Origin of the sequence: Methylomonas sp. AM2-LC (assembly GCF_039904985.1) — a bacterium.
GTDB lineage: Bacteria > Pseudomonadota > Gammaproteobacteria > Methylococcales > Methylomonadaceae > Methylomonas.
In genome coordinates this window covers 1,907,239-1,923,895 of the sequence record NZ_CP157005.1, presented here as the reverse complement: position 1 = coordinate 1,923,895, position 16,657 = coordinate 1,907,239, and the positions used below count along the sequence as shown (strand labels likewise).

The 16,657-nt window shown below is 44.3% G+C and carries 26 protein-coding genes and 2 tRNA genes; 23 read left to right on the top strand and 5 right to left on the bottom strand.

Annotation, left to right across the window (positions count from 1 at the left end; genetic code table 11):
• Positions 1-17 precede the first annotated feature (17 nt).
• A tRNA-Ile gene (locus tag ABH008_RS08785) sits at positions 18-88 on the bottom strand.
• A 91-nt stretch (positions 89-179) separates the two neighbouring features.
• On the bottom strand, positions 180-392 hold the full coding sequence (locus ABH008_RS08780) for a YdaS family helix-turn-helix protein (RefSeq protein ID WP_347989475.1): 213 nt from the start codon (positions 390-392) through the stop codon (positions 180-182).
• Positions 393-427: 35 nt separating this feature from the next.
• On the opposite strand from ABH008_RS08780, the gene ABH008_RS08775 reads away from it, so the two are divergent.
• Genes ABH008_RS08775 through ABH008_RS08765 form a run of 3 tightly spaced genes read left to right on the top strand, consistent with a single transcriptional unit; the run spans position 428 to position 1,366 of the window.
• The gene (locus ABH008_RS08775) at positions 428-871 is read left to right on the top strand and encodes a helix-turn-helix transcriptional regulator (RefSeq protein ID WP_347989474.1); all 444 of its coding nucleotides are present in this window, start codon (positions 428-430) and stop codon (positions 869-871) included.
• Positions 872-1,243: a hypothetical protein gene (locus ABH008_RS08770; protein ID WP_347989473.1), complete on the top strand. Its 372-nt coding sequence runs from the start codon at positions 872-874 to the stop codon at positions 1,241-1,243.
• The gene (locus ABH008_RS08765; protein WP_347989472.1) at positions 1,244-1,366 is read left to right on the top strand and encodes a hypothetical protein; all 123 of its coding nucleotides are present in this window, start codon (positions 1,244-1,246) and stop codon (positions 1,364-1,366) included.
• Between the two features lie 96 nt (positions 1,367-1,462).
• On the opposite strand, the gene ABH008_RS08760 is transcribed toward ABH008_RS08765, so the two are convergent.
• Positions 1,463-1,777: a hypothetical protein gene (locus ABH008_RS08760; RefSeq protein WP_347989471.1), complete on the bottom strand. Its 315-nt coding sequence runs from the start codon at positions 1,775-1,777 to the stop codon at positions 1,463-1,465.
• A gap of 180 nt (positions 1,778-1,957) precedes the next feature.
• Here ABH008_RS08760 and ABH008_RS08755 point away from each other — a divergent pair, with 180 nt between their 5' ends.
• From ABH008_RS08755 to ABH008_RS08690, 14 genes are all read left to right on the top strand, one after another.
• On the top strand, positions 1,958-2,314 hold the full coding sequence (locus tag ABH008_RS08755) for a hypothetical protein (protein WP_347989470.1): 357 nt from the start codon (positions 1,958-1,960) through the stop codon (positions 2,312-2,314).
• Positions 2,314-3,147 (top strand): DUF2303 family protein, encoded by an 834-nt coding sequence (locus ABH008_RS08750; RefSeq protein WP_347989469.1) that lies wholly within the window; start codon positions 2,314-2,316, stop codon positions 3,145-3,147. The genes ABH008_RS08755 and ABH008_RS08750 overlap by 1 nt, the downstream gene beginning before the upstream one ends.
• A gap of 52 nt (positions 3,148-3,199) precedes the next feature.
• Positions 3,200-3,592, top strand: a complete 393-nt coding sequence (locus ABH008_RS08745; protein WP_347989468.1) for a hypothetical protein — start codon at positions 3,200-3,202, stop codon at positions 3,590-3,592.
• Positions 3,593-3,692: 100 nt separating this feature from the next.
• Positions 3,693-3,974 carry a hypothetical protein gene (locus ABH008_RS08740; protein WP_347989467.1) on the top strand — a complete coding sequence of 94 codons (282 nt, stop codon included), beginning with the start codon at positions 3,693-3,695 and terminating at the stop codon, positions 3,972-3,974.
• A gap of 24 nt (positions 3,975-3,998) precedes the next feature.
• Positions 3,999-4,943, top strand: coding sequence for a hypothetical protein (locus tag ABH008_RS08735; RefSeq protein ID WP_347989466.1), 945 nt, complete (start codon positions 3,999-4,001; stop codon positions 4,941-4,943).
• Positions 4,944-4,953: 10 nt separating this feature from the next.
• Complete coding sequence (locus ABH008_RS08730; protein ID WP_347989465.1) at positions 4,954-5,505, top strand: glycosyl hydrolase 108 family protein; 552 nt, start codon at positions 4,954-4,956, stop codon at positions 5,503-5,505.
• Between the two features lie 7 nt (positions 5,506-5,512).
• Positions 5,513-6,043 carry a hypothetical protein gene (locus ABH008_RS08725; RefSeq protein WP_347989464.1) on the top strand — a complete coding sequence of 177 codons (531 nt, stop codon included), beginning with the start codon at positions 5,513-5,515 and terminating at the stop codon, positions 6,041-6,043.
• 1 nt (position 6,044) lies between these two features.
• On the top strand, positions 6,045-6,380 hold the full coding sequence (locus ABH008_RS08720) for a hypothetical protein (RefSeq protein ID WP_347989463.1): 336 nt from the start codon (positions 6,045-6,047) through the stop codon (positions 6,378-6,380).
• Complete coding sequence (locus ABH008_RS08715) at positions 6,377-7,198, top strand: DHH family phosphoesterase (protein ID WP_347989462.1); 822 nt, start codon at positions 6,377-6,379, stop codon at positions 7,196-7,198. Before ABH008_RS08720 ends, ABH008_RS08715 begins: the two co-directional genes overlap by 4 nt.
• 11 nt (positions 7,199-7,209) lie before the next feature.
• On the top strand, positions 7,210-7,377 hold the full coding sequence (locus tag ABH008_RS08710; RefSeq protein ID WP_347989461.1) for a hypothetical protein: 168 nt from the start codon (positions 7,210-7,212) through the stop codon (positions 7,375-7,377).
• Positions 7,378-7,390: 13 nt separating this feature from the next.
• A complete protein-coding gene (locus tag ABH008_RS08705; RefSeq protein WP_347989460.1) occupies positions 7,391-7,552 on the top strand; it encodes a hypothetical protein in 162 nt (53 codons plus the stop codon).
• Positions 7,549-7,869 carry a hypothetical protein gene (locus tag ABH008_RS08700; RefSeq protein ID WP_347989459.1) on the top strand — a complete coding sequence of 107 codons (321 nt, stop codon included), beginning with the start codon at positions 7,549-7,551 and terminating at the stop codon, positions 7,867-7,869. Before ABH008_RS08705 ends, ABH008_RS08700 begins: the two co-directional genes overlap by 4 nt.
• Positions 7,869-8,132, top strand: coding sequence for a hypothetical protein (locus ABH008_RS08695; RefSeq protein WP_347989458.1), 264 nt, complete (start codon positions 7,869-7,871; stop codon positions 8,130-8,132). Before ABH008_RS08700 ends, ABH008_RS08695 begins: the two co-directional genes overlap by 1 nt.
• Before the next feature lie 515 nt (positions 8,133-8,647).
• Entirely contained in the window at positions 8,648-9,712 is a 1,065-nt protein-coding gene (locus ABH008_RS08690) for a tyrosine-type recombinase/integrase (protein ID WP_347989457.1), read from the top strand.
• A 66-nt stretch (positions 9,713-9,778) separates the two neighbouring features.
• Here ABH008_RS08690 and ABH008_RS08685 read toward each other — a convergent pair.
• Positions 9,779-9,868 (bottom strand) — tRNA-Ser (locus ABH008_RS08685).
• Positions 9,869-9,964: 96 nt separating this feature from the next.
• On the opposite strand from ABH008_RS08685, the gene ABH008_RS08680 reads away from it, so the two are divergent.
• The 5 genes from ABH008_RS08680 (at position 9,965) to fae (ending at position 14,738) form a co-directional block, all read left to right on the top strand.
• Entirely contained in the window at positions 9,965-11,092 is a 1,128-nt protein-coding gene (locus tag ABH008_RS08680) for an ATP-grasp domain-containing protein (RefSeq protein WP_347989456.1), read from the top strand.
• Positions 11,076-12,062, top strand: a complete 987-nt coding sequence (gene mch, locus ABH008_RS08675; protein ID WP_347989455.1) for a methenyltetrahydromethanopterin cyclohydrolase — start codon at positions 11,076-11,078, stop codon at positions 12,060-12,062. The genes ABH008_RS08680 and mch overlap by 17 nt, the downstream gene beginning before the upstream one ends.
• A gap of 305 nt (positions 12,063-12,367) precedes the next feature.
• Entirely contained in the window at positions 12,368-13,285 is a 918-nt protein-coding gene (locus ABH008_RS08670; protein WP_347989454.1) for a RimK family alpha-L-glutamate ligase, read from the top strand.
• Positions 13,264-14,127, top strand: a complete 864-nt coding sequence (locus ABH008_RS08665; protein WP_347989453.1) for a triphosphoribosyl-dephospho-CoA synthase — start codon at positions 13,264-13,266, stop codon at positions 14,125-14,127. Before ABH008_RS08670 ends, ABH008_RS08665 begins: the two co-directional genes overlap by 22 nt.
• 95 nt (positions 14,128-14,222) lie before the next feature.
• Positions 14,223-14,738: a formaldehyde-activating enzyme gene (gene fae, locus ABH008_RS08660; protein WP_347989452.1), complete on the top strand. Its 516-nt coding sequence runs from the start codon at positions 14,223-14,225 to the stop codon at positions 14,736-14,738.
• 171 nt (positions 14,739-14,909) lie between these two features.
• Here fae and ABH008_RS08655 read toward each other — a convergent pair whose 3' ends face one another.
• Complete coding sequence (locus ABH008_RS08655) at positions 14,910-15,587, bottom strand: HisA/HisF-related TIM barrel protein (RefSeq protein WP_347989451.1); 678 nt, start codon at positions 15,585-15,587, stop codon at positions 14,910-14,912.
• Between the two features lie 16 nt (positions 15,588-15,603).
• Between ABH008_RS08655 and ABH008_RS08650 the strand changes: the two genes are divergently transcribed.
• Positions 15,604-16,608 carry an ATP-grasp domain-containing protein gene (locus tag ABH008_RS08650; RefSeq protein ID WP_347989450.1) on the top strand — a complete coding sequence of 335 codons (1,005 nt, stop codon included), beginning with the start codon at positions 15,604-15,606 and terminating at the stop codon, positions 16,606-16,608.
• Positions 16,609-16,657 lie beyond the last annotated feature (49 nt).

The following is a 16,657-nucleotide window of genomic DNA, read 5'->3' as shown; positions in this document are numbered from 1 at the left end:
ACACCAGACAAACAGGGAAGCAGCGGAGGGAATCGAACCCCCGACACTAGGCTAATAAGGCCCACGTTCCACCACTGAACTACGCTGCATAAAAAAACCAAAAAAAAGCCGCTGCAAAACCACACAGCGGCCAGGTAGGGAAAGCCCCAGAAGTAACAGAGCGCACACACAAAGCGCAATCAAGCAGCATCTTGATTGCTCTCAGAAATAAAGATATCGGGACGTAGCTCAGACTTAGAAATTTTGCCGCCTGTAATTTTTTCAACATGCAAGGCCATTGCTGGTGAAAATTGACGTTTACCTCGTTTCACCATGGTGATGAAAGAAGGGGTAACACCAATAGCAACAGCAGCTTCTGAGCGTCCACCAAAAAATAAAATTAACTTTTCCATAGTCTAAAAATAACAGTTTGTTACTGAGAAGTCAAATGAAATTAATAACTGAATGTTATTCAACAATAAGTCATGCTATTTGCATGACCGGAAAAGACAGATTATTAGAAGAATTTTCAGCCCGATTTCAGCGGATGATTAACGAGAAAGGATGGTCAAGCGAAAGGCGTGAAGATATTGGTAAACGCTTAGGCGTTTCGGGTCCGGCTGTCACTTACTGGTTCAATGGCAACAGAATGCCAACCATCACCCAAGCAATTATGCTATCTAAACATTTCAATTGTTGCACTGAATGGCTTTTAACCGGCAACGGCCCAATACGCCCAATCGCAGAAACACCCGATTTAATAGATATTTCCTTATTACCGCCCCAGGAAAAGGCTAATTATAAAGCGCTCATTAATACGCGCGTTCAACAAATCAGAGAAACACAAGAACAATACCACGCCCTTACAACAGAGCAGAATAAAATCGCTTAAATGACAGACGAATACATTGAAATAAACCTAAGGCAATATTACCGTCAAAAGCTAATAATCAATATATTAGCTGTTCTAGTAATACTACCTATTAGCATAGGTTTAGAAGCTTATTCGCTAAAAAACAGTGGAGACAACTTTCATAATACATTTGGTTATCTGGGTATAACCGGACTAATAGTCTATCCATTATTTATCGTCAAAGCGTTAAACGCTTTAGGGGTTATTAACAGAATAGAACAGGGTGTAATGCATCCAGACAGAATGTCGTGGCTATTCTCAAACAGACTCGGCGCTGAAAAACTGATATGGTTTTGGACAGTTTTATTTTTCATTGCAGCATCAATTTCAATTTTATTAAGCAAAATTTAAATGACCAAAGAAGAGATTGAAATTTCAATACATAAACAACACGGCGAAATACAAGCACTTATGAATCTGTTGTTGGCATTGGCTATGATACAGATTGTTCATCATGGCTTAAAAATAACATGAAATTTTCTAAGGATGTAGCAACCTTTGTATCCTCTTTTAGCTCAAAGGGAATACCATTAAGCGTAATAACGCACCCAGATTTTAAAATGATTTCAGTCATTGATACCCTCCACATAAACTCAACACTAGACGGCGCAAACCTAAGGCAATTATTCGAAAACTATCAAATATGTTTATGATGTGCTCCGCCAGACATGTAACAAAATCTAGCGGCAATAGCAGTATTTCAAACACCTGATGAACTAGAAAAGCGGCCGATTGTACGGCCTCATCTTGACAAGTTACCTGCAAAGCAAAGCATACAGATTGTTTATGCAAATAGCTCCGCAGCCGATTAAACCCCGTGCGTTTCCACACTTGATGCAACCACTCAAGAAACTTGTAATCAAAATCTACATCTGATTTAACCATATCCCCCCCACTAAACCCGCACCATGCGGGTTTTTTTATGCCTGTCGCATATCTTAACATTTATTTTCTTTCAGAATAACAGATTGTTATTGACAACAAAATAACAGTTTGTTACTGTGGCGCCCAACAGCAAAAAAACCGCTGTTAAAACCATAACCCTTAACAATATAGGTGAGCAACATGCAAAAACCCAATCCCTCATTCCCCGAAATACTCGGCGAATTCGACGCCGGTATTTTCCAAGACAAAGTCCAAGAAGCCCTAAAAATGGTGGCGCTGGGCACCATCAACCACGGCAAAAAAGGCAGCCTGGTCATCCAGATCGATCTGGAACAAATCGGCAACAGCTCCAGCGTCACGGTTAAACACACCGTCAAATACGCCCAGCCCACCCGCAACGGCAAAAGCAGCGAAGAAGCCACCACCAGTACCCCCATGTACGTCAACAACCTGGGCTACCTAACCATCAACCAACAAACCGACGCCGACCTATTCGAAACCAACGGCAACATAACAACCATTCGGAGTATAAAATAATGGATGCAACTGCAATCAAAGCAATTCAAAACGACGCAACAACAAAATATATCAACGAAGTATTAGCCGTTGATCTCAACAACATTGCTGTTGCAATTCCGGATAACGCAAAACTGCAAAGCATCGAGGCATTTCAGCTTGTTCCCAATAAATACCGAGCAAAATTCATAACCCATTTGCTTGGCGAATTTCTCTCATACATCGATCAGCACGGCAGCTCAGATACGGATGTATTCATTGATGCAGAAAATGAAAAAGCCAAAGCCATAATCGACCTCGGTAACCCACTCGAACCAAAATGGGGAAAGCATACTGCTACCCTAATTTTAAAAAAAACGCCCTCATTCGCTGCACTGCTTCAAGCCGATAATGCCGCATTCAGTCAGCAACTCTTTATCGATTTTATCGAAGACTATAACGACCACATTGCATTTTTTACAGAAGAAGACGGCAACGTTATAGAAATCAGCAATCAAAAAGCCATTAGCATTCTGCGCAAACTCACTGTCAACAGCTCCAGCAATAACGAGCATCAGGTTAGTAATTTTGCCGCCAGTGCCAGTGCCATGGAAAAAATCGAAGTAAAAGCCGGAGAGTATCAGCTACCAAGCTACTTCATTTTTAACAGCCGTCCATACGAAGGTTTTAGTGATCAATCGTTCAAATGTTCGCTGCGGACAGTTCACCACGAAAAAAACGTCAATCTCAAATACCGCATCATGCAAAAAGAATCCCAACTCGAAATAATCGCCGAAGAATTTCGACATCATATTAAAAACGGTATCAACGAAGCTGACATCTACATTGCCATCGGCACGCTCGATTACCAATAAATTATTCATCCCCTGCGTAGACACCTACGCAGGCACTAACCCGGAGAAAAATATGAGAGCCCAAAAACTAACCACCCTACTCACCTCTGCCATCACCCACGTACTAACAGACCCCGCCAAAGCCGTGGCCCAAATCCTCCTCGCCATCAGCGAACTACCACCGCGCGAAAATCAAGGCCTTAAAAACGCCGTCCACCAGCTGCTACCCATCACCCCACAGCACACCCACCACGCCGCCGCCATCAGCATACTGCATATCGAAGCGCGTGACAGAAACTGGACCCGAGGCCGCCTAAACTACGCCTGCGACACCTACCAAGACCTACACGCCAAAGGTGGCATGGACACCCTCACCGCCCTAAAACACGCCATCAAACTGGCCGATAAAACCAAAACCCTACCCACCGCCATGGCGGAAAACAACGCACAAATGGAATGGGCATGAAACACCCACGCAAAGGAGAATTTTTAATCTACCTCCCCGACTTACTCCTGCTCATCGTCCTAACGATAGCCATCATAAAACTCATACTCGGAGCAAACGTATGACGCACATAAAAATCACAAACTTAGGCCAACATAGTGTGCAGATAACAAATTTCAATAAAACCACATTCGACCTACAGCCCAATGCTGCCGACGAATTCCCTATAGGACCAAACCAAAGTTTAGAAATCATAAAACTAAGTGGTTTTAGCAACAACCTTTTGCAAATAGAAAATCAAACACCTTTTCGGCTAACCGGCCACACCGAAACGATCTATCCAGGAGACAAAGCCCAACTAGAAATCAATTTATGGAAATTCATCCGTGCGGTTACAAAATAACCCTTTTAAATTAAGGAAACGAACATGAGCACAAAAACCCAACACACCATCATTCTCAACGTACTCGAACACGCCCAAAACCGCATGACCGCCAAACAAATATGGGACAACATCAACCCCGCAGATCAAGGCTTTTTTGCAGGCGGCGTTAGAGACGTCAGCGCCGCCCTTTGCTGCCTGCGCGATAAAAAACACACTGTCGAAAACGGCGACCCCGACACCATCAACGGTGTCGATATCCAAACCTACCAACTAAAAAAACTCAGGAACAAAGATCACACCCAACGCACAACCAACATTGCCGACACCCAACCAGAACCCAAAAAAGTCTATACCGCCGCAGATTGCGCAGAACTCCTGGTCTACAAATCTTTTTTCGACCAAGTGGCCGCTAAATTCAACGCCACCACTCCCACCGAAGCCCTCTCCTGTTTTAACGCCTACTATGTTGCCTTCGAAAACCGCAGCGAAGTTCTGGCACTCCTCAACTGCCAAACCATGATGGACGTCCACGACAAAATAACCCATTTACAAACCGCACTGGATCAACTCAACAAAGACCTCGATCAAGAACGCCAACTCAACTGCGAAAAAATAACGGCCCTAGAAAACGAAATCGCCACCAAAGAAAAAACCATAGACCTATTTCAACAAGACATAGGCTCACTAAAAGACATTTTAAACGCGGGTGGCGTAAATTTTAATCAAGATGACATCATTCATACCCTGGAGCAATCCGGCTTCCTGGTTTTAAATCCCAACAAAACCGACGACATAGACCCCGGATTCATCCAAATCATCACTACAATCCGCAACGCCACCCAAGCTCTGGCTATCCCTGCTATTACGCACAAAACCCAAACCATTAACTTGCTCCACAAACTCGCCCAGGTACCACTCGATATCGACAACCAGCAACTACTCAGCGGCATTTTAACCATCGTCGCAGAACTACCCGAAGCCGCCTAAGGAGAGCGCAATGACAACTAAACCCATCACTATTGCCACCATGATAGCCGATATACTCCAACGCGAAGGCGGCTACACCAACAACCCCGCAGACCGTGGCGGCCCTACCAACCACGGCATAACCTTGCATACCTATTCCGTTTACCTGGGAAGGCTGGCGACCATTGCCGAATTAAAAGCCATCACTCCCACCATCGCCGCCCATATCTACCAATCCCTTTATTACATAAAACCCAACATCGATGTAATCCCATTAGAGTTGCAGCCTATCGTTTTCGACGAATCTATCAACATGGATCCGGAAAATGCAGCAAAACTCCTGCAAGAAACCCTAAAACACTATGACGAAACCATTTCCGTCGACGGAAAAATTGGACCAATTACCGCCAATAAGGCACATGAAATACTAGGACAAGTTGGCGCAACCACCCTCATCAACCAAATGGTCGATCAACGCATCGATTTCTACAAAGCCATCGTTGATCACAATCCTATCCAACACGTCTTCATCAACGGCTGGATCAACCGCGCTAACCAATTCCGTATCACCACAGAGGCTTAATTAAACTATGGCAAACCTAATAGACCACGCAAAATACGAATTAACCCTCGCTGGTTACAATTTAAACCAAACCGAAGAAGATCCAGATAAATGGATATGTGAAAACGTCTTAGAACTTTTAACTATATTCGCCAATCAACTTCATTCGGGTTTTTCAGCACACTTTTGTATCGGTCTTTTTTCAGACCTGGCAAATTATAAATTATTAACTCCCGCTACAGGCGAATGGCGCGAATGGACATATGTGTATTCCCGTACACCCGATTCGGGCGCTTTAAAAGGCCTGCCCATTCGTGTTTTTCAAAACAAACGTATCAGTCATGTATTTCTGGATGAAGAACTCGGAGCCTACGACCTGGATGGCTTAATTTTTAGGGAACCCAACGGCAGTTGTTATACCAATCGAGAAAGTCGGGTATCAATCGAATTTCCCTACACAGCTAAAAGTGAATATGTAGACGTGCCCTACTCACAAGATGGCTACTGCGAAACAGCAGCGGGCCTCAATCCTGATTTTTTTGTTACATTGAGGACGTAGCATGACCGATAAAACCCAACCCACCCTAACCTCCACAGCGCTCCACAAGCGCTTCGAGATATCCCTGACCACCTTTAACAAAGTCTGGAAAACCACAGAACATTACCCAGCACCCCTAAAAATAGACGGCAACAAACCCCTATGGAGCGAAAAACAAATCGCAACATTCGAAAAAACCTGCCACAAAAACCAAACCACCCCGCGCGACGCGTTCCTAGCCGCCAACCGTGCCCATGAAAACGACGCCCGCTACGGCCACATAACAGATAGTTTATCCCCGTTACGCCATCTATTTCATAAAACACTAGCAAAAACCAACCAAGGAAAACGAGCATGAACAAAAACATTCTAGTCATCTATCACGCCAATTGCTTAGACGGATTCGGCGCAGCTTACGCCGCGTGGCGAAAATTTGGCGACACCGCCGACTACTTACCCGCCACATATGGCAGCCAGCCTCCAGACGTGGCGGGTAAAGATATTTATATTTTAGATTTCTCTTACTTTCGCGACATACTCATCGACATGCACAGCAGCGCAAGAAGCTTGATAGTCATCGATCATCATAAAACCGCACAATCAAACTTAGTCGGTTTAGATTTTGCTATTTTTGATATGACTCATTCGGGCTGCATGCTAGCGTGGCAATATTTCCATCCGAGCGACCGCATAAGTAGCTGCCCATTTTTTCTATATTTAATTGAAGATAGGGATTTGTGGAAATTTCATATGCCTAGCACCAAACCCTTCAACGCCGGACTAAGAGCTTTCGTACCGTTCGAATTTGACGAGTGGAGAAAACTGGAATTCGATGGTGCTTATACGCACGTCATAACCGAACGCGGCAAAGATGTCGAACTCGTTCACGCAAAAGACGTCGCCGACTTCGCCCAACACCAACACCCCTGCACCCTAAACGGCATCTCCGGCCTAGCCTGCAACGTCCCCCCCAAATTCTCCAGCGACCTCGGCAACACCTTGGCCAACCAATCCGGCACCTACGGACTCACCTACAGCTACAGCGGCATCGAGCAAAAATGGTGGTGCCAACTCCGCTCAAACGGCAATTTCGACGTCTCAGAAATCGCCAAACACTTCGGCGGTGGCGGCCACAAAAATGCCGCTGGTTTCAGTTCAAGAAATCTGGTGATCTAAAGAGGTGAATCATGATTTTTGAACTCACTAAAACGCAACTCGCATTTTTAAAACAACTCCGCCAAGACAAAGACAAATCACTGTCTGATATTACATTTTTATTTAGCCAAAAATTCAAACTCCAAATAACCCCCGAAAACATTAACGCACTTTTGGGGTGCAGAAAATTTATCCATTAACAGGAAAATCATCATGCAAGACAAAAAACAACAAGGCATTTTTAATAAATTTATCGTTTATCGCGTCGATAATAAAAGTGATTTTGGTGAGAAACATTATGGTTGCGACTATTTCGTTCTCGACCTAACCCACGACCCACTAGCATTCCACGCCATCAGAGCCTATGTAAAATGAATCGACTTGAACATCTACTTTTTATATTGTCCGAAGAATGTTCCGAAGTTGCGCAACGCGCCTCTAAAGCAGCTCGATTTTCAATGGATGAAGTTCAGCCTGGTCAAGATTTAACAAATGAAGAAAGAATATTTGAAGAAATGAACGATGTGCTTGCCATATACGAAATGATTGTTACTGAACGGCAAGGCAAATGCGGGTTATCAAGAACCAAAATTGAAGCAAAAAAACAAAAAGTTGAAAGGTTTCTTAATTATTCCAACAAGGCTTGTGGAACATTAAATGATCCAATTATTTATCCAATTGATAATAGCTAATGCCTGGCATCATAAGCCCCACACAAGTCGCATTTAATGCCCGAGGAGACGGCAAATTCAACCAAACTTTTGCCGAATGGACCAGGCTAATGACCAAAGCAGAAGCGCTAGGATTATCCCGCTTTAAATTCCATCAACTCAAAGCCAAAGGAGTATCAGATACATTCGGAGACAAACAAAGAGCCAGCGGCCATAAAACCGCCGCCATGGTTGATGTATACGACAGAAAACCCGCCCAAGTTAAACCAGCAGGAGAAGAGTAATGGTATCTAAGCATCAAAGAAAAATCACATACCTATTGTGCAAATTTAAAATCTGGAAAGTAAATCATGGAATGTTTAAAACCATCATGATTGATCATCAAGGCAATTTTGAATGGCTCTTTAACTGGAGGCTAAACACGCAAAAAGTTGATAACTTGCACCATGCGCCGGGTTGCGAAGCTAATCACTTTCACCGAATGCGATTGGTGTTTAAGAAATGCAGTTGCGGCGCAAATACGGAAATGCGCCCAGGAGCATCTGACCCAAGAAAAAGAAAGCATTATAAGGTATAGGTGACACATGACCGAATTCCTAACCCCCCAAGAACTCGCCAGCCTAACCGGCTGGATACAACCCAAAAAACAATGCCAATGGCTAACGGCAAACGGGTGGGTGTACACTATCAACGCGGCCAACTGCCCCGTAGTCAACCGCGAATATTGCCGCCAACGCCAAGGCTGTGGCCACAACGTCGGCGCCCAACCAAAAATAGAACCCAACTTTAGTATATTCGTATGACACCCAAACTCCCCGGCCAACCCAAAAGCACCGGCGCCGATCTCCCCCCACGCATGATCCGTGTCGTGCGCAAAGGCAAACACGGCCAAACGTGGCAATCGTACTACTACCAAGGCTACGAAAACGGCAAACGCAAACAAATCCCCCTCGGTACCGATCTCAACCAGGCCAAACGCAAATGGGCAGAACTTGAACAAATCGCCCCACCTGCAGACGCCAACACCATGGCCGCGCTTTTCGACCGCTACGAGGCAGAAGTCATACCAACCAAAGCCCCGCGCACCCAAAAAGACAACAAAGCAGAGCTAAAATTCCTGCGCACCGTCTACGCCCACGTACCCATAGACAACGTGCAACCAAAACACATTGCCCAATACAGAGACGGACGCGGCAAAACCGCCCCCAGCCGCGCCAACCGAGAAATATCAACCCTGTCCGCCATCTTCAACTGGGCACGCGAACAAGGCTACTGCAAAGACAACCCCTGCTTTGGCATCAAAAAGAACAAAGAAAACTCGCGAGACTACTACGCAGAAGACGACGTCTACCAATCCGTCATGGATCACGCCTGCCAAGAACTTAAAGACGCCATGGAACTTGCCTACCTAACAGGCCAACGCCCTGCCGATATCCTGCTGATGAAACTCACCGACATCCGCAACGGCGCACTCGAAATAAAACAAGGAAAAACTAACAAAAAACTACGTATTCTTATGGAACCCGGCAGCAACCTCTACAACCTGGTCGACGAAATAAAGTCCCGCCCCCACAAAATAAAAAGCATGTTCCTCATCGCCTCAGAATCCGGCGAAAAACTCACCTACTCCATGCGCCGCACCCGATTCGACAACGCCAGACACACCGCAGCGCTCGCAGCGCTCGAAGACGGCAACGCCGAACTGGCCTTAAGAATAAAAGAATTTCAATTTAGAGACATCCGCCCCAAAGCAGCCAGTGATATCGAACTCGACCACGCCAGCAAACTACTCGGACATTCGGACAGCAGAATTACACAAAAAGTGTACAGAAGAAAAGGGGATTCAGTGGACCCAACGCGTTAATTGCTGAAGCGCTTCAGCAATTGCACGAAACTTATACAACGCCGAATGTTGCTAAGTGTTTGAAAATGGCGGAGAGCTAGGGATTCGAACCCCAGGAGGGGATAAACCCTCAACGGTTTTCAAGACCGCCGCTTTCGACCGCTCAGCCAGCTCTCCATTAGCCGACTATTATCCCAGATATTTTTTAAAAATCCAGATTTATTTATTCATGCGTAGCATAATGCCCAAATTGCACAACTGCCCTACCCGTTTATGCCACCTTTTCAGCCACCTGCAACGCTGTTAATTATTGCCCAATCAGCACGCATGCTGGTGCAATTAGCCGTTGCTGCGGGCTATTATTCGATTGCCGTTGATTGCTTTGCCGATATGGATACTCTGCAACTGGCAATGTCATGTAAGCGGGTAAATGATTTAAGCTTGGCAGAATTAAAACCCGCCATCGCTAAACTGCAAAAACATCACACCTTTAACTATATTATTTACGGCAGCGGTTTTGAAGCTTTCCCAGAAAGTTTAGAATTTTTGGCTGCACAGGGGCTGCTTTTAGGCACGGCTCCGCTGGTGTTTCAACGTTTATTGGATAAACCTGATTTTTTTAAACAATTGACCCAGCTGGGCATTACCTATCCACACAGCTTATTTTGTAAACCAATCGAAACCAAAAACTATTTATTTAAGCCCTTTTATTCGCAAGGGGGGCAAGAGATTCGTTTCATTAGTGTCACGGATGATGCTGCTATTAATATGGGGTATTGGCAGCAGTATTTACCTGGACAGCCTATGTCTGTCACATTTTTGGCCTGTAACAACCAATTCAGGATACTGGGATATAACCATCAATGGACACACGCTATTGATGATCAAGAATTTCTGTTTGCTGGAGTAGCAAATGGTGCAGAATTGAGTCTGCAAAATCAAGCTCTACTCAGCCGTGTATTAGAAAAACTATTGCCTGTTTATTCCTTACAAGGCTTGGCTAGCCTGGATTTTATAGTGCTGGATGAGCAGTGTTATTTGTTGGAAATTAACGCTAGGCCACCAGCCAGTGCACAATTGTATGGAGCGGACGTATTTAACTGGCATATGCAAGCCTGCCTGGGCAGTTTGCCTACCCTTTCAACACAAGCGACAACGCCATGCGCTTATCAAATTGTATTTGCAGCGTTCACAATACAAATACCTGATGATATACAGTGGCCGGACTGGGTACATGACATACCTGCGGCTGGCGTAATTATTGGCAAGGGACAACCAATTTGCAGTATCATTGCCGCAGAAAATACGGTGCAACAGCTGTCGGATCAATTATTGTACCGACAGCACTTAATCGAAAATATTTTAAAAACAGGTTCTTATCAACATGCAATATCAGGCTAGTGTTAACAAACTCTCTCAACCCTTGGTTCAGTACTTACTTGACCATGCCGATAAACTGCGTTTAGGCATTGAAAAACTGGATAACGGTTGCACCATTATTGATGCAGGTATTAACGTACCTGGCGGATTGGAAGCTGGACGCATTATTACCGAAATTTGTATGGGTGGCTTGGGAACAGCAACCCTTTCACAGTCTTGCTATACTGCACATTGGCCGTTAACTATTAATGTACATTCCAGCAATCCAGTCCTATCTTGTCTGGGCAGTCAGTATGCGGGTTGGAGTATGTCGCATGGCAAATATTATGCTTTAGGTTCTGGTCCAGCACGTGCAATGGCGACCAAAATTAAAGAAGGCGTGGTAGAACCTGTCGAAGAACTCTATAAAGAATTGGACTATCGTGATAGCGCTACACAAACCGCACTGGTTATCGAAAATGATGCCATTCCACCCGTAGAAATTATTGAGAAAGTGGCTAATGCTTGCGGTATTGCCCCTAGCCAATTGACAGTTATTGTTACGCCTACCAGCAGCTTGGCCGGTGGTGTACAGGTTGTCGGCCGAGTGTTGGAAGTGGCTATGCATAAAGCGCATGCCTTACATTTTCCATTGGAAAACATTATTGATGGCACAGGTAGCGCCCCCATTTGCCCTCCGCATCCAAATTTTGTAAAAGCGATGGGGCGTACTAACGATGCCATTCTGTTTGCAGGTCAGGTGCATTTGTTTGTCAAAGGCAGTGATGAAGCGGCTGAAAAATTGGCGAACGAGTTACCCAGCTCCACTTCTAAAGACTATGGCAAACCCTTTGCCGAAATCTTTAAAGCGTATGAATATGATTTTTTTAAAATCGACGCCATGTTGTTTAGCCCAGCCAGCGTAATAGTCACCGCTGTAGAGTCGGGCAAAAGCTTCCGCGCTGGCAAGCTAGATAATGAATTATTGGATTTGTCTTTTGGTTTTAAATAACGAGTAACTCGGTTATTTGTATTGATACGCATAAGTTTGTTGGATATGCCGAACGATTCTAAGGCACATTGGTCTCGGCAGATGCGCCGCCCGATGGTTGGCACATCCTACGGACTGACTTATTAATTGTTACCTATGCTTTGCCAGTCGTTTTTTATTAAGACTGATAATGACCGTTCGTCGCAAGTTTATCGATGGATGGGCGGTCATTTTTACGCAATGACATTAGGGTTTTGTAGCAGCTTAGCTTAAATCCATCACCCGCACATTGTTAATCAACATAGCACCAACCCATTAAAATTCCATTGCTAAATATTGCCATTATTACTGACGACCCCGGCTGGCACGGTAAACAGCTTAGCCAGGCGTTTGCCGCACGCGATTGCCTGACACATTATGTTTCTTTAACAGATTGCCGTTTACAAATTAATGACCACGCCTTGCCGGTATTATTACCGGGTTTTGAATATCAGTTACCCGATGCAGTGTTTGTGCGTGGCGTGCCGGGCGGATCACTGGAAGAAGTGGTGTTTTATCTGGATATTTTACACGCCTTAAAAACGCTAGGAGTGCCAGTTTATAACGACGGGCGAGCCATTGAACTGAGCGTTGATAAAGGCATGACCAGTTTTTTACTGCAAAACGCCGGTTTACCAACCCCTCCTACCTGGGTATTGCGCGACCACGAAGCGGCACAAACAGTGTGCGCACAACAATTGGCAGCCGGGCATTTTTTAATCAGCAAACCTTTATTTGGTTCGCAGGGCGAAGGTATACGCCGTATTGAAAAATCGACCGATTTACTTTGGTTAACCAGTAGTCATGGCATTTATTACCTACAACGTTTTATTGAATGTGAAGGGGATGGCTTTTATGATATTCGCGTATTTGTCATTAATGGCCGTGCTGTGGCGGCTATGCGTAGAAGCGGCATTTCCTGGCTAAACAATGTAGCGCGCGGCGCCTCTTGCGATAGCATTGTGCTAAATTCTCAACTGGCAGATCTGGCAATTCGCGCTACACGCACTTTGCAGATGGATTATGCGGGTGTCGATATTATCAAAGACCATCAAGGCAATTACATTATTATCGAAGTGAATAGCGTTCCAGCCTGGAAAGGCTTGCAGAGCGTTTGTCATATAGATATTGCGGCTAATTTGGCTAATGATTTACTGGATAGACATGTACAGCAGGTACCCGCGTGCTTAGCCCTGAGCAATTAACGACAGCTTACCTGCAAGCCTGTGAAACAGAATTACAGGCCTTTAAACCGGGCAATGTGAGTATTTATAGCGCTGCCCACGATATGACGGTAGACGATTTTCGGGTTAGCGCGGCAGTCAGTGCGCCTGCATTGACGAATCCGGCCTGGTGTTTGGGCGAAAAAATTTATTACGCAGTTAAAGCCACTCGAGAGGCTGTGGCTTGTAATACCAATCTGGGTATCATTTTACTTTGCGCCCCTTTATTACAAGCTGCCATGCAGCAAAAAACCTCGCAGGACTTACGAACTGCTCTAGCAGATGTATTGGCTAATACTACGCGTATGGATGCCGACTGGACATTTAAAGCGATTAGTCTTGCTGCACCTGGCGGACTGGGGTCTACCGAACAACACGATGTCCACCAACCCGCAGAAATTACATTACTAGAAGCCATGATTCTGTCAAGTCCGCATGACAGAATTGCGTTACAGTACACAAATTGTTTTAAAGATATTTTTGAATTCGCTATTTTCGAGTATAATCGTGCTTTCGTTTTGTCTGGCAATTGTGGTTGGTCTGCATTAACGATATTTTGTGAAATGTTGGCGCGTTATCCTGATAGTCATATTGAGCGAAAGTATGGAAAGCTGTACTCGGCGTGGATAAAATCGGAAATGGTTGAGCTTTGCAAAGCCTTAAAAAATTCCGTGCAGCACGAAGAGCTTATGCCTAGGCTTTTTGCACTAGACAAGGCTTTTAAAGCTAAAAAAATTAATCCGGGTACTACCGCTGATATTACGGTAGCGGCAGTATTGGTGATATTTCTGCAAGAGCTTGGTGGCAACTTTAAAACCCACTAAGTTACACAGAAAGATTACGCAATAATGACAATGATTGAACATAATCCAGTTCTATTTGATTTAACTTACATTCTTTATAAGGGGATATTTTAAAAATGGCTAAAATTACAAACTTGCGCGTTGGTGAATCTTTGGTTGGCGACGGCAATGAAATTGCTCACATCGACTTAATCATTGGCCCACGTGGCTCAGCTGCTGAATCTGCGTTTGCAAATGCTTTAACAAACAACAAAGATGGCTTTTCTACTCTGTTAGCTGTTGTTGCTCCTAACCTGTTGGTTAAACCTGCAACTATTTTGTTCAACAAAGTAACCATTAAAGGCTCTAAACAAGCTGTACAAATGTTTGGCCCTGCACAACGTGCAGTTGCCATGGCTGTTGCTGATTCAGTAGAAGACGGCACTATCCCTGTTGAAGAAGCAGACGATTTGTTCATTTCTGTTGGCGTATTCATCCACTGGTTGGCTGAAGACGATGCAAAAATCGAAGAATTCAACTACAAAGCAACTAAAGAAGCTATTGCACGTGCTGTTGCTGGCACTCCAACTGCTAAAGAAGTTGTTGCTGCTAAATCAGCCGCTAAACACCCATTCGCTGCTAACAACGTATAATCGTTAGTATCTAAGGTTGTTAAAAATACCTCGGCTAGCCGGGGTATTTTTTTGCCTGAAATTTAACCGTCTTATTAACGGGAATTGTAACCATTCAACAATAAACTAGACCTGTATGGGATGTACCGACACCAACAGGCGCATCAATCGCGTTTAATGCTCTTCACTTTTTTAACGCCCGCTGATATCACTAGCCCTTATTGCGCCAGTATGCAATGCGGTTGCCAGAAGCACTCCAGACATACCCAAGTTTTCTAGTGCGTGTAAATCCTGTCCATTCCGAACCCCTCCCGCTGCAATAAATTGCTTAACTGGAAAACTTTTTTTTAATAACTGCAACTTTTCAAAATCCGGCCCGGCTTGACTACCCACCCGAGCTAACGTCATTACGATAATCCGCGCAGGCCAATAATCACTCTGCATAAACCAATCAACATGACCCAGTGCTTGCTGTTTATAATCCAGTGACAAAATAAAACGCTCATCAATCTGTTGCGGCATCGCCTGTTGAGATTCAGTAGCGATGATGGCGTTATAGTTTTTAGGGTAATCAACACTCACCGAGTCTAACTGGCGACCATTATCAACCCAAAACTCACGATCAGGATGCTGTTTAAGCACATTGCGTATTAATTCTGCATGATCACCCATACCACAAATAGCATTGAGATCAGCAATATAGAAAGTTTTAAATGGATAAAATGTTAAAAAAGCATTCAATACATCCTCAAAAGCACTACTGGCAGTTAAAATAGAATGTAGATGAATCGGTTTATAAGTACTTCTTTCACCACGTACAGCATGTACTACCTGACCATCTTTTAAATCTATCACTGGAATAATCTGCATAAACTCGGTGCACTGTTTGAAAATACTGGTATTTGAATATATTTGTGGAGGGGGTTTTGCTGATCAAGCCCTACCCAGCTCGTTGGCAATTGAAGGCTGTCTTATGCTACAAGCCTTAACAGACGATTTAGGTTGCCTGGAAAACATACAATTACTTATCCCTTTAGACCAACGCTGCCAAACCATTAATCTACCCACTAACGCCGAAATTGTCTATGTACAATCACAAACCAAGATACTGACAATATTGCCGGAATTGATTGCCCAATGTGACGCCGTATGGCCAATTGCACCTGAAACCAATGGTATTCTTACCTGTATAACGGAGCTGGTTAAACGCCAAAACAAACTATTATTAGCCTCTCCGCCGGATATGGTGGCCTTATGTTCGAATAAACTCAAAACTTATCAGGTGTTAAGCGCACATAATATTCCTTGCGTTGAGACGCAACTACTCAATCAAGATTACATGGAAATAGTCGGACGTAGCGTAGTAAAACCTATTGATAGCTGTGGATGCCAAGATAGCATAATCATAGAAGCAAACCAGCAGTTGAGTCAGAAAATATCTCTATTAAACAATAGTGAGCAGTATATCATCCAGCCCTTTATGGAGGGTCAGGCCACCAGCCTATCTTGCTTGTTTAAACAAGGTAAAGCCTGGTTATTATGTTGTAACCAGCAACTAGTCGCTATAGAAAATCAGGCATTTAATTTAAAGGCGTGTTTGGTTAACACTTCCAGCCAGTACGAATCTGTTTACCTTGAGATAATCGCTGACATAGCGACTGCCCTACCCTCACTTTGGGGTTATATCGGCATAGATTTTATTGAAACCACTCATCGCGGCCCTTTATTACTTGAAATCAATCCACGCCTAACTAGCTCTTACATTGGCATACGCAAAGCGACGGGCATCAATGTCGCCGCACAAGTATTATCATTAATAAGTGCTGAGCCTAGTATGCCACGCAGCCAAAATGGTACAGTCACCGTAAAAATGCTTACAGATCCCAACTAGATAAAAAACCCGCAAAGTTTACACCAAGTACCAAACTCTAAGGATAGCG

Bases quoted from the DNA above. Each gene is read 5' to 3' on its own strand.
- ABH008_RS08780 (WP_347989475.1), bottom strand. From the start codon at position 392: ATGGAAAAGTTAATTTTATTTTTTGGTGGACGCTCAGAAGCTGCTGTT.
- ABH008_RS08775 (WP_347989474.1), top strand. From the start codon at position 428: ATGAAATTAATAACTGAATGTTATTCAACAATAAGTCATGCTATTTGC.
- ABH008_RS08770 (WP_347989473.1), top strand. From the start codon at position 872: ATGACAGACGAATACATTGAAATAAACCTAAGGCAATATTACCGTCAA.
- ABH008_RS08765 (WP_347989472.1), top strand. From the start codon at position 1,244: ATGACCAAAGAAGAGATTGAAATTTCAATACATAAACAACACGGCGAA.
- ABH008_RS08760 (WP_347989471.1), bottom strand. From the start codon at position 1,777: ATGGTTAAATCAGATGTAGATTTTGATTACAAGTTTCTTGAGTGGTTG.
- ABH008_RS08755 (WP_347989470.1), top strand. From the start codon at position 1,958: ATGCAAAAACCCAATCCCTCATTCCCCGAAATACTCGGCGAATTCGAC.
- ABH008_RS08750 (WP_347989469.1), top strand. From the start codon at position 2,314: ATGGATGCAACTGCAATCAAAGCAATTCAAAACGACGCAACAACAAAA.
- ABH008_RS08745 (WP_347989468.1), top strand. From the start codon at position 3,200: ATGAGAGCCCAAAAACTAACCACCCTACTCACCTCTGCCATCACCCAC.
- ABH008_RS08740 (WP_347989467.1), top strand. From the start codon at position 3,693: ATGACGCACATAAAAATCACAAACTTAGGCCAACATAGTGTGCAGATA.
- ABH008_RS08735 (WP_347989466.1), top strand. From the start codon at position 3,999: ATGAGCACAAAAACCCAACACACCATCATTCTCAACGTACTCGAACAC.
- ABH008_RS08730 (WP_347989465.1), top strand. From the start codon at position 4,954: ATGACAACTAAACCCATCACTATTGCCACCATGATAGCCGATATACTC.
- ABH008_RS08725 (WP_347989464.1), top strand. From the start codon at position 5,513: ATGGCAAACCTAATAGACCACGCAAAATACGAATTAACCCTCGCTGGT.
- ABH008_RS08720 (WP_347989463.1), top strand. From the start codon at position 6,045: ATGACCGATAAAACCCAACCCACCCTAACCTCCACAGCGCTCCACAAG.
- ABH008_RS08715 (WP_347989462.1), top strand. From the start codon at position 6,377: ATGAACAAAAACATTCTAGTCATCTATCACGCCAATTGCTTAGACGGA.
- ABH008_RS08710 (WP_347989461.1), top strand. From the start codon at position 7,210: ATGATTTTTGAACTCACTAAAACGCAACTCGCATTTTTAAAACAACTC.
- ABH008_RS08705 (WP_347989460.1), top strand. From the start codon at position 7,391: ATGCAAGACAAAAAACAACAAGGCATTTTTAATAAATTTATCGTTTAT.
- ABH008_RS08700 (WP_347989459.1), top strand. From the start codon at position 7,549: ATGAATCGACTTGAACATCTACTTTTTATATTGTCCGAAGAATGTTCC.
- ABH008_RS08695 (WP_347989458.1), top strand. From the start codon at position 7,869: ATGCCTGGCATCATAAGCCCCACACAAGTCGCATTTAATGCCCGAGGA.
- ABH008_RS08690 (WP_347989457.1), top strand. From the start codon at position 8,648: ATGACACCCAAACTCCCCGGCCAACCCAAAAGCACCGGCGCCGATCTC.
- ABH008_RS08680 (WP_347989456.1), top strand. From the start codon at position 9,965: ATGCCACCTTTTCAGCCACCTGCAACGCTGTTAATTATTGCCCAATCA.
- mch (WP_347989455.1), top strand. From the start codon at position 11,076: ATGCAATATCAGGCTAGTGTTAACAAACTCTCTCAACCCTTGGTTCAG.
- fae (WP_347989452.1), top strand. From the start codon at position 14,223: ATGGCTAAAATTACAAACTTGCGCGTTGGTGAATCTTTGGTTGGCGAC.
- ABH008_RS08655 (WP_347989451.1), bottom strand. From the start codon at position 15,587: ATGCAGATTATTCCAGTGATAGATTTAAAAGATGGTCAGGTAGTACAT.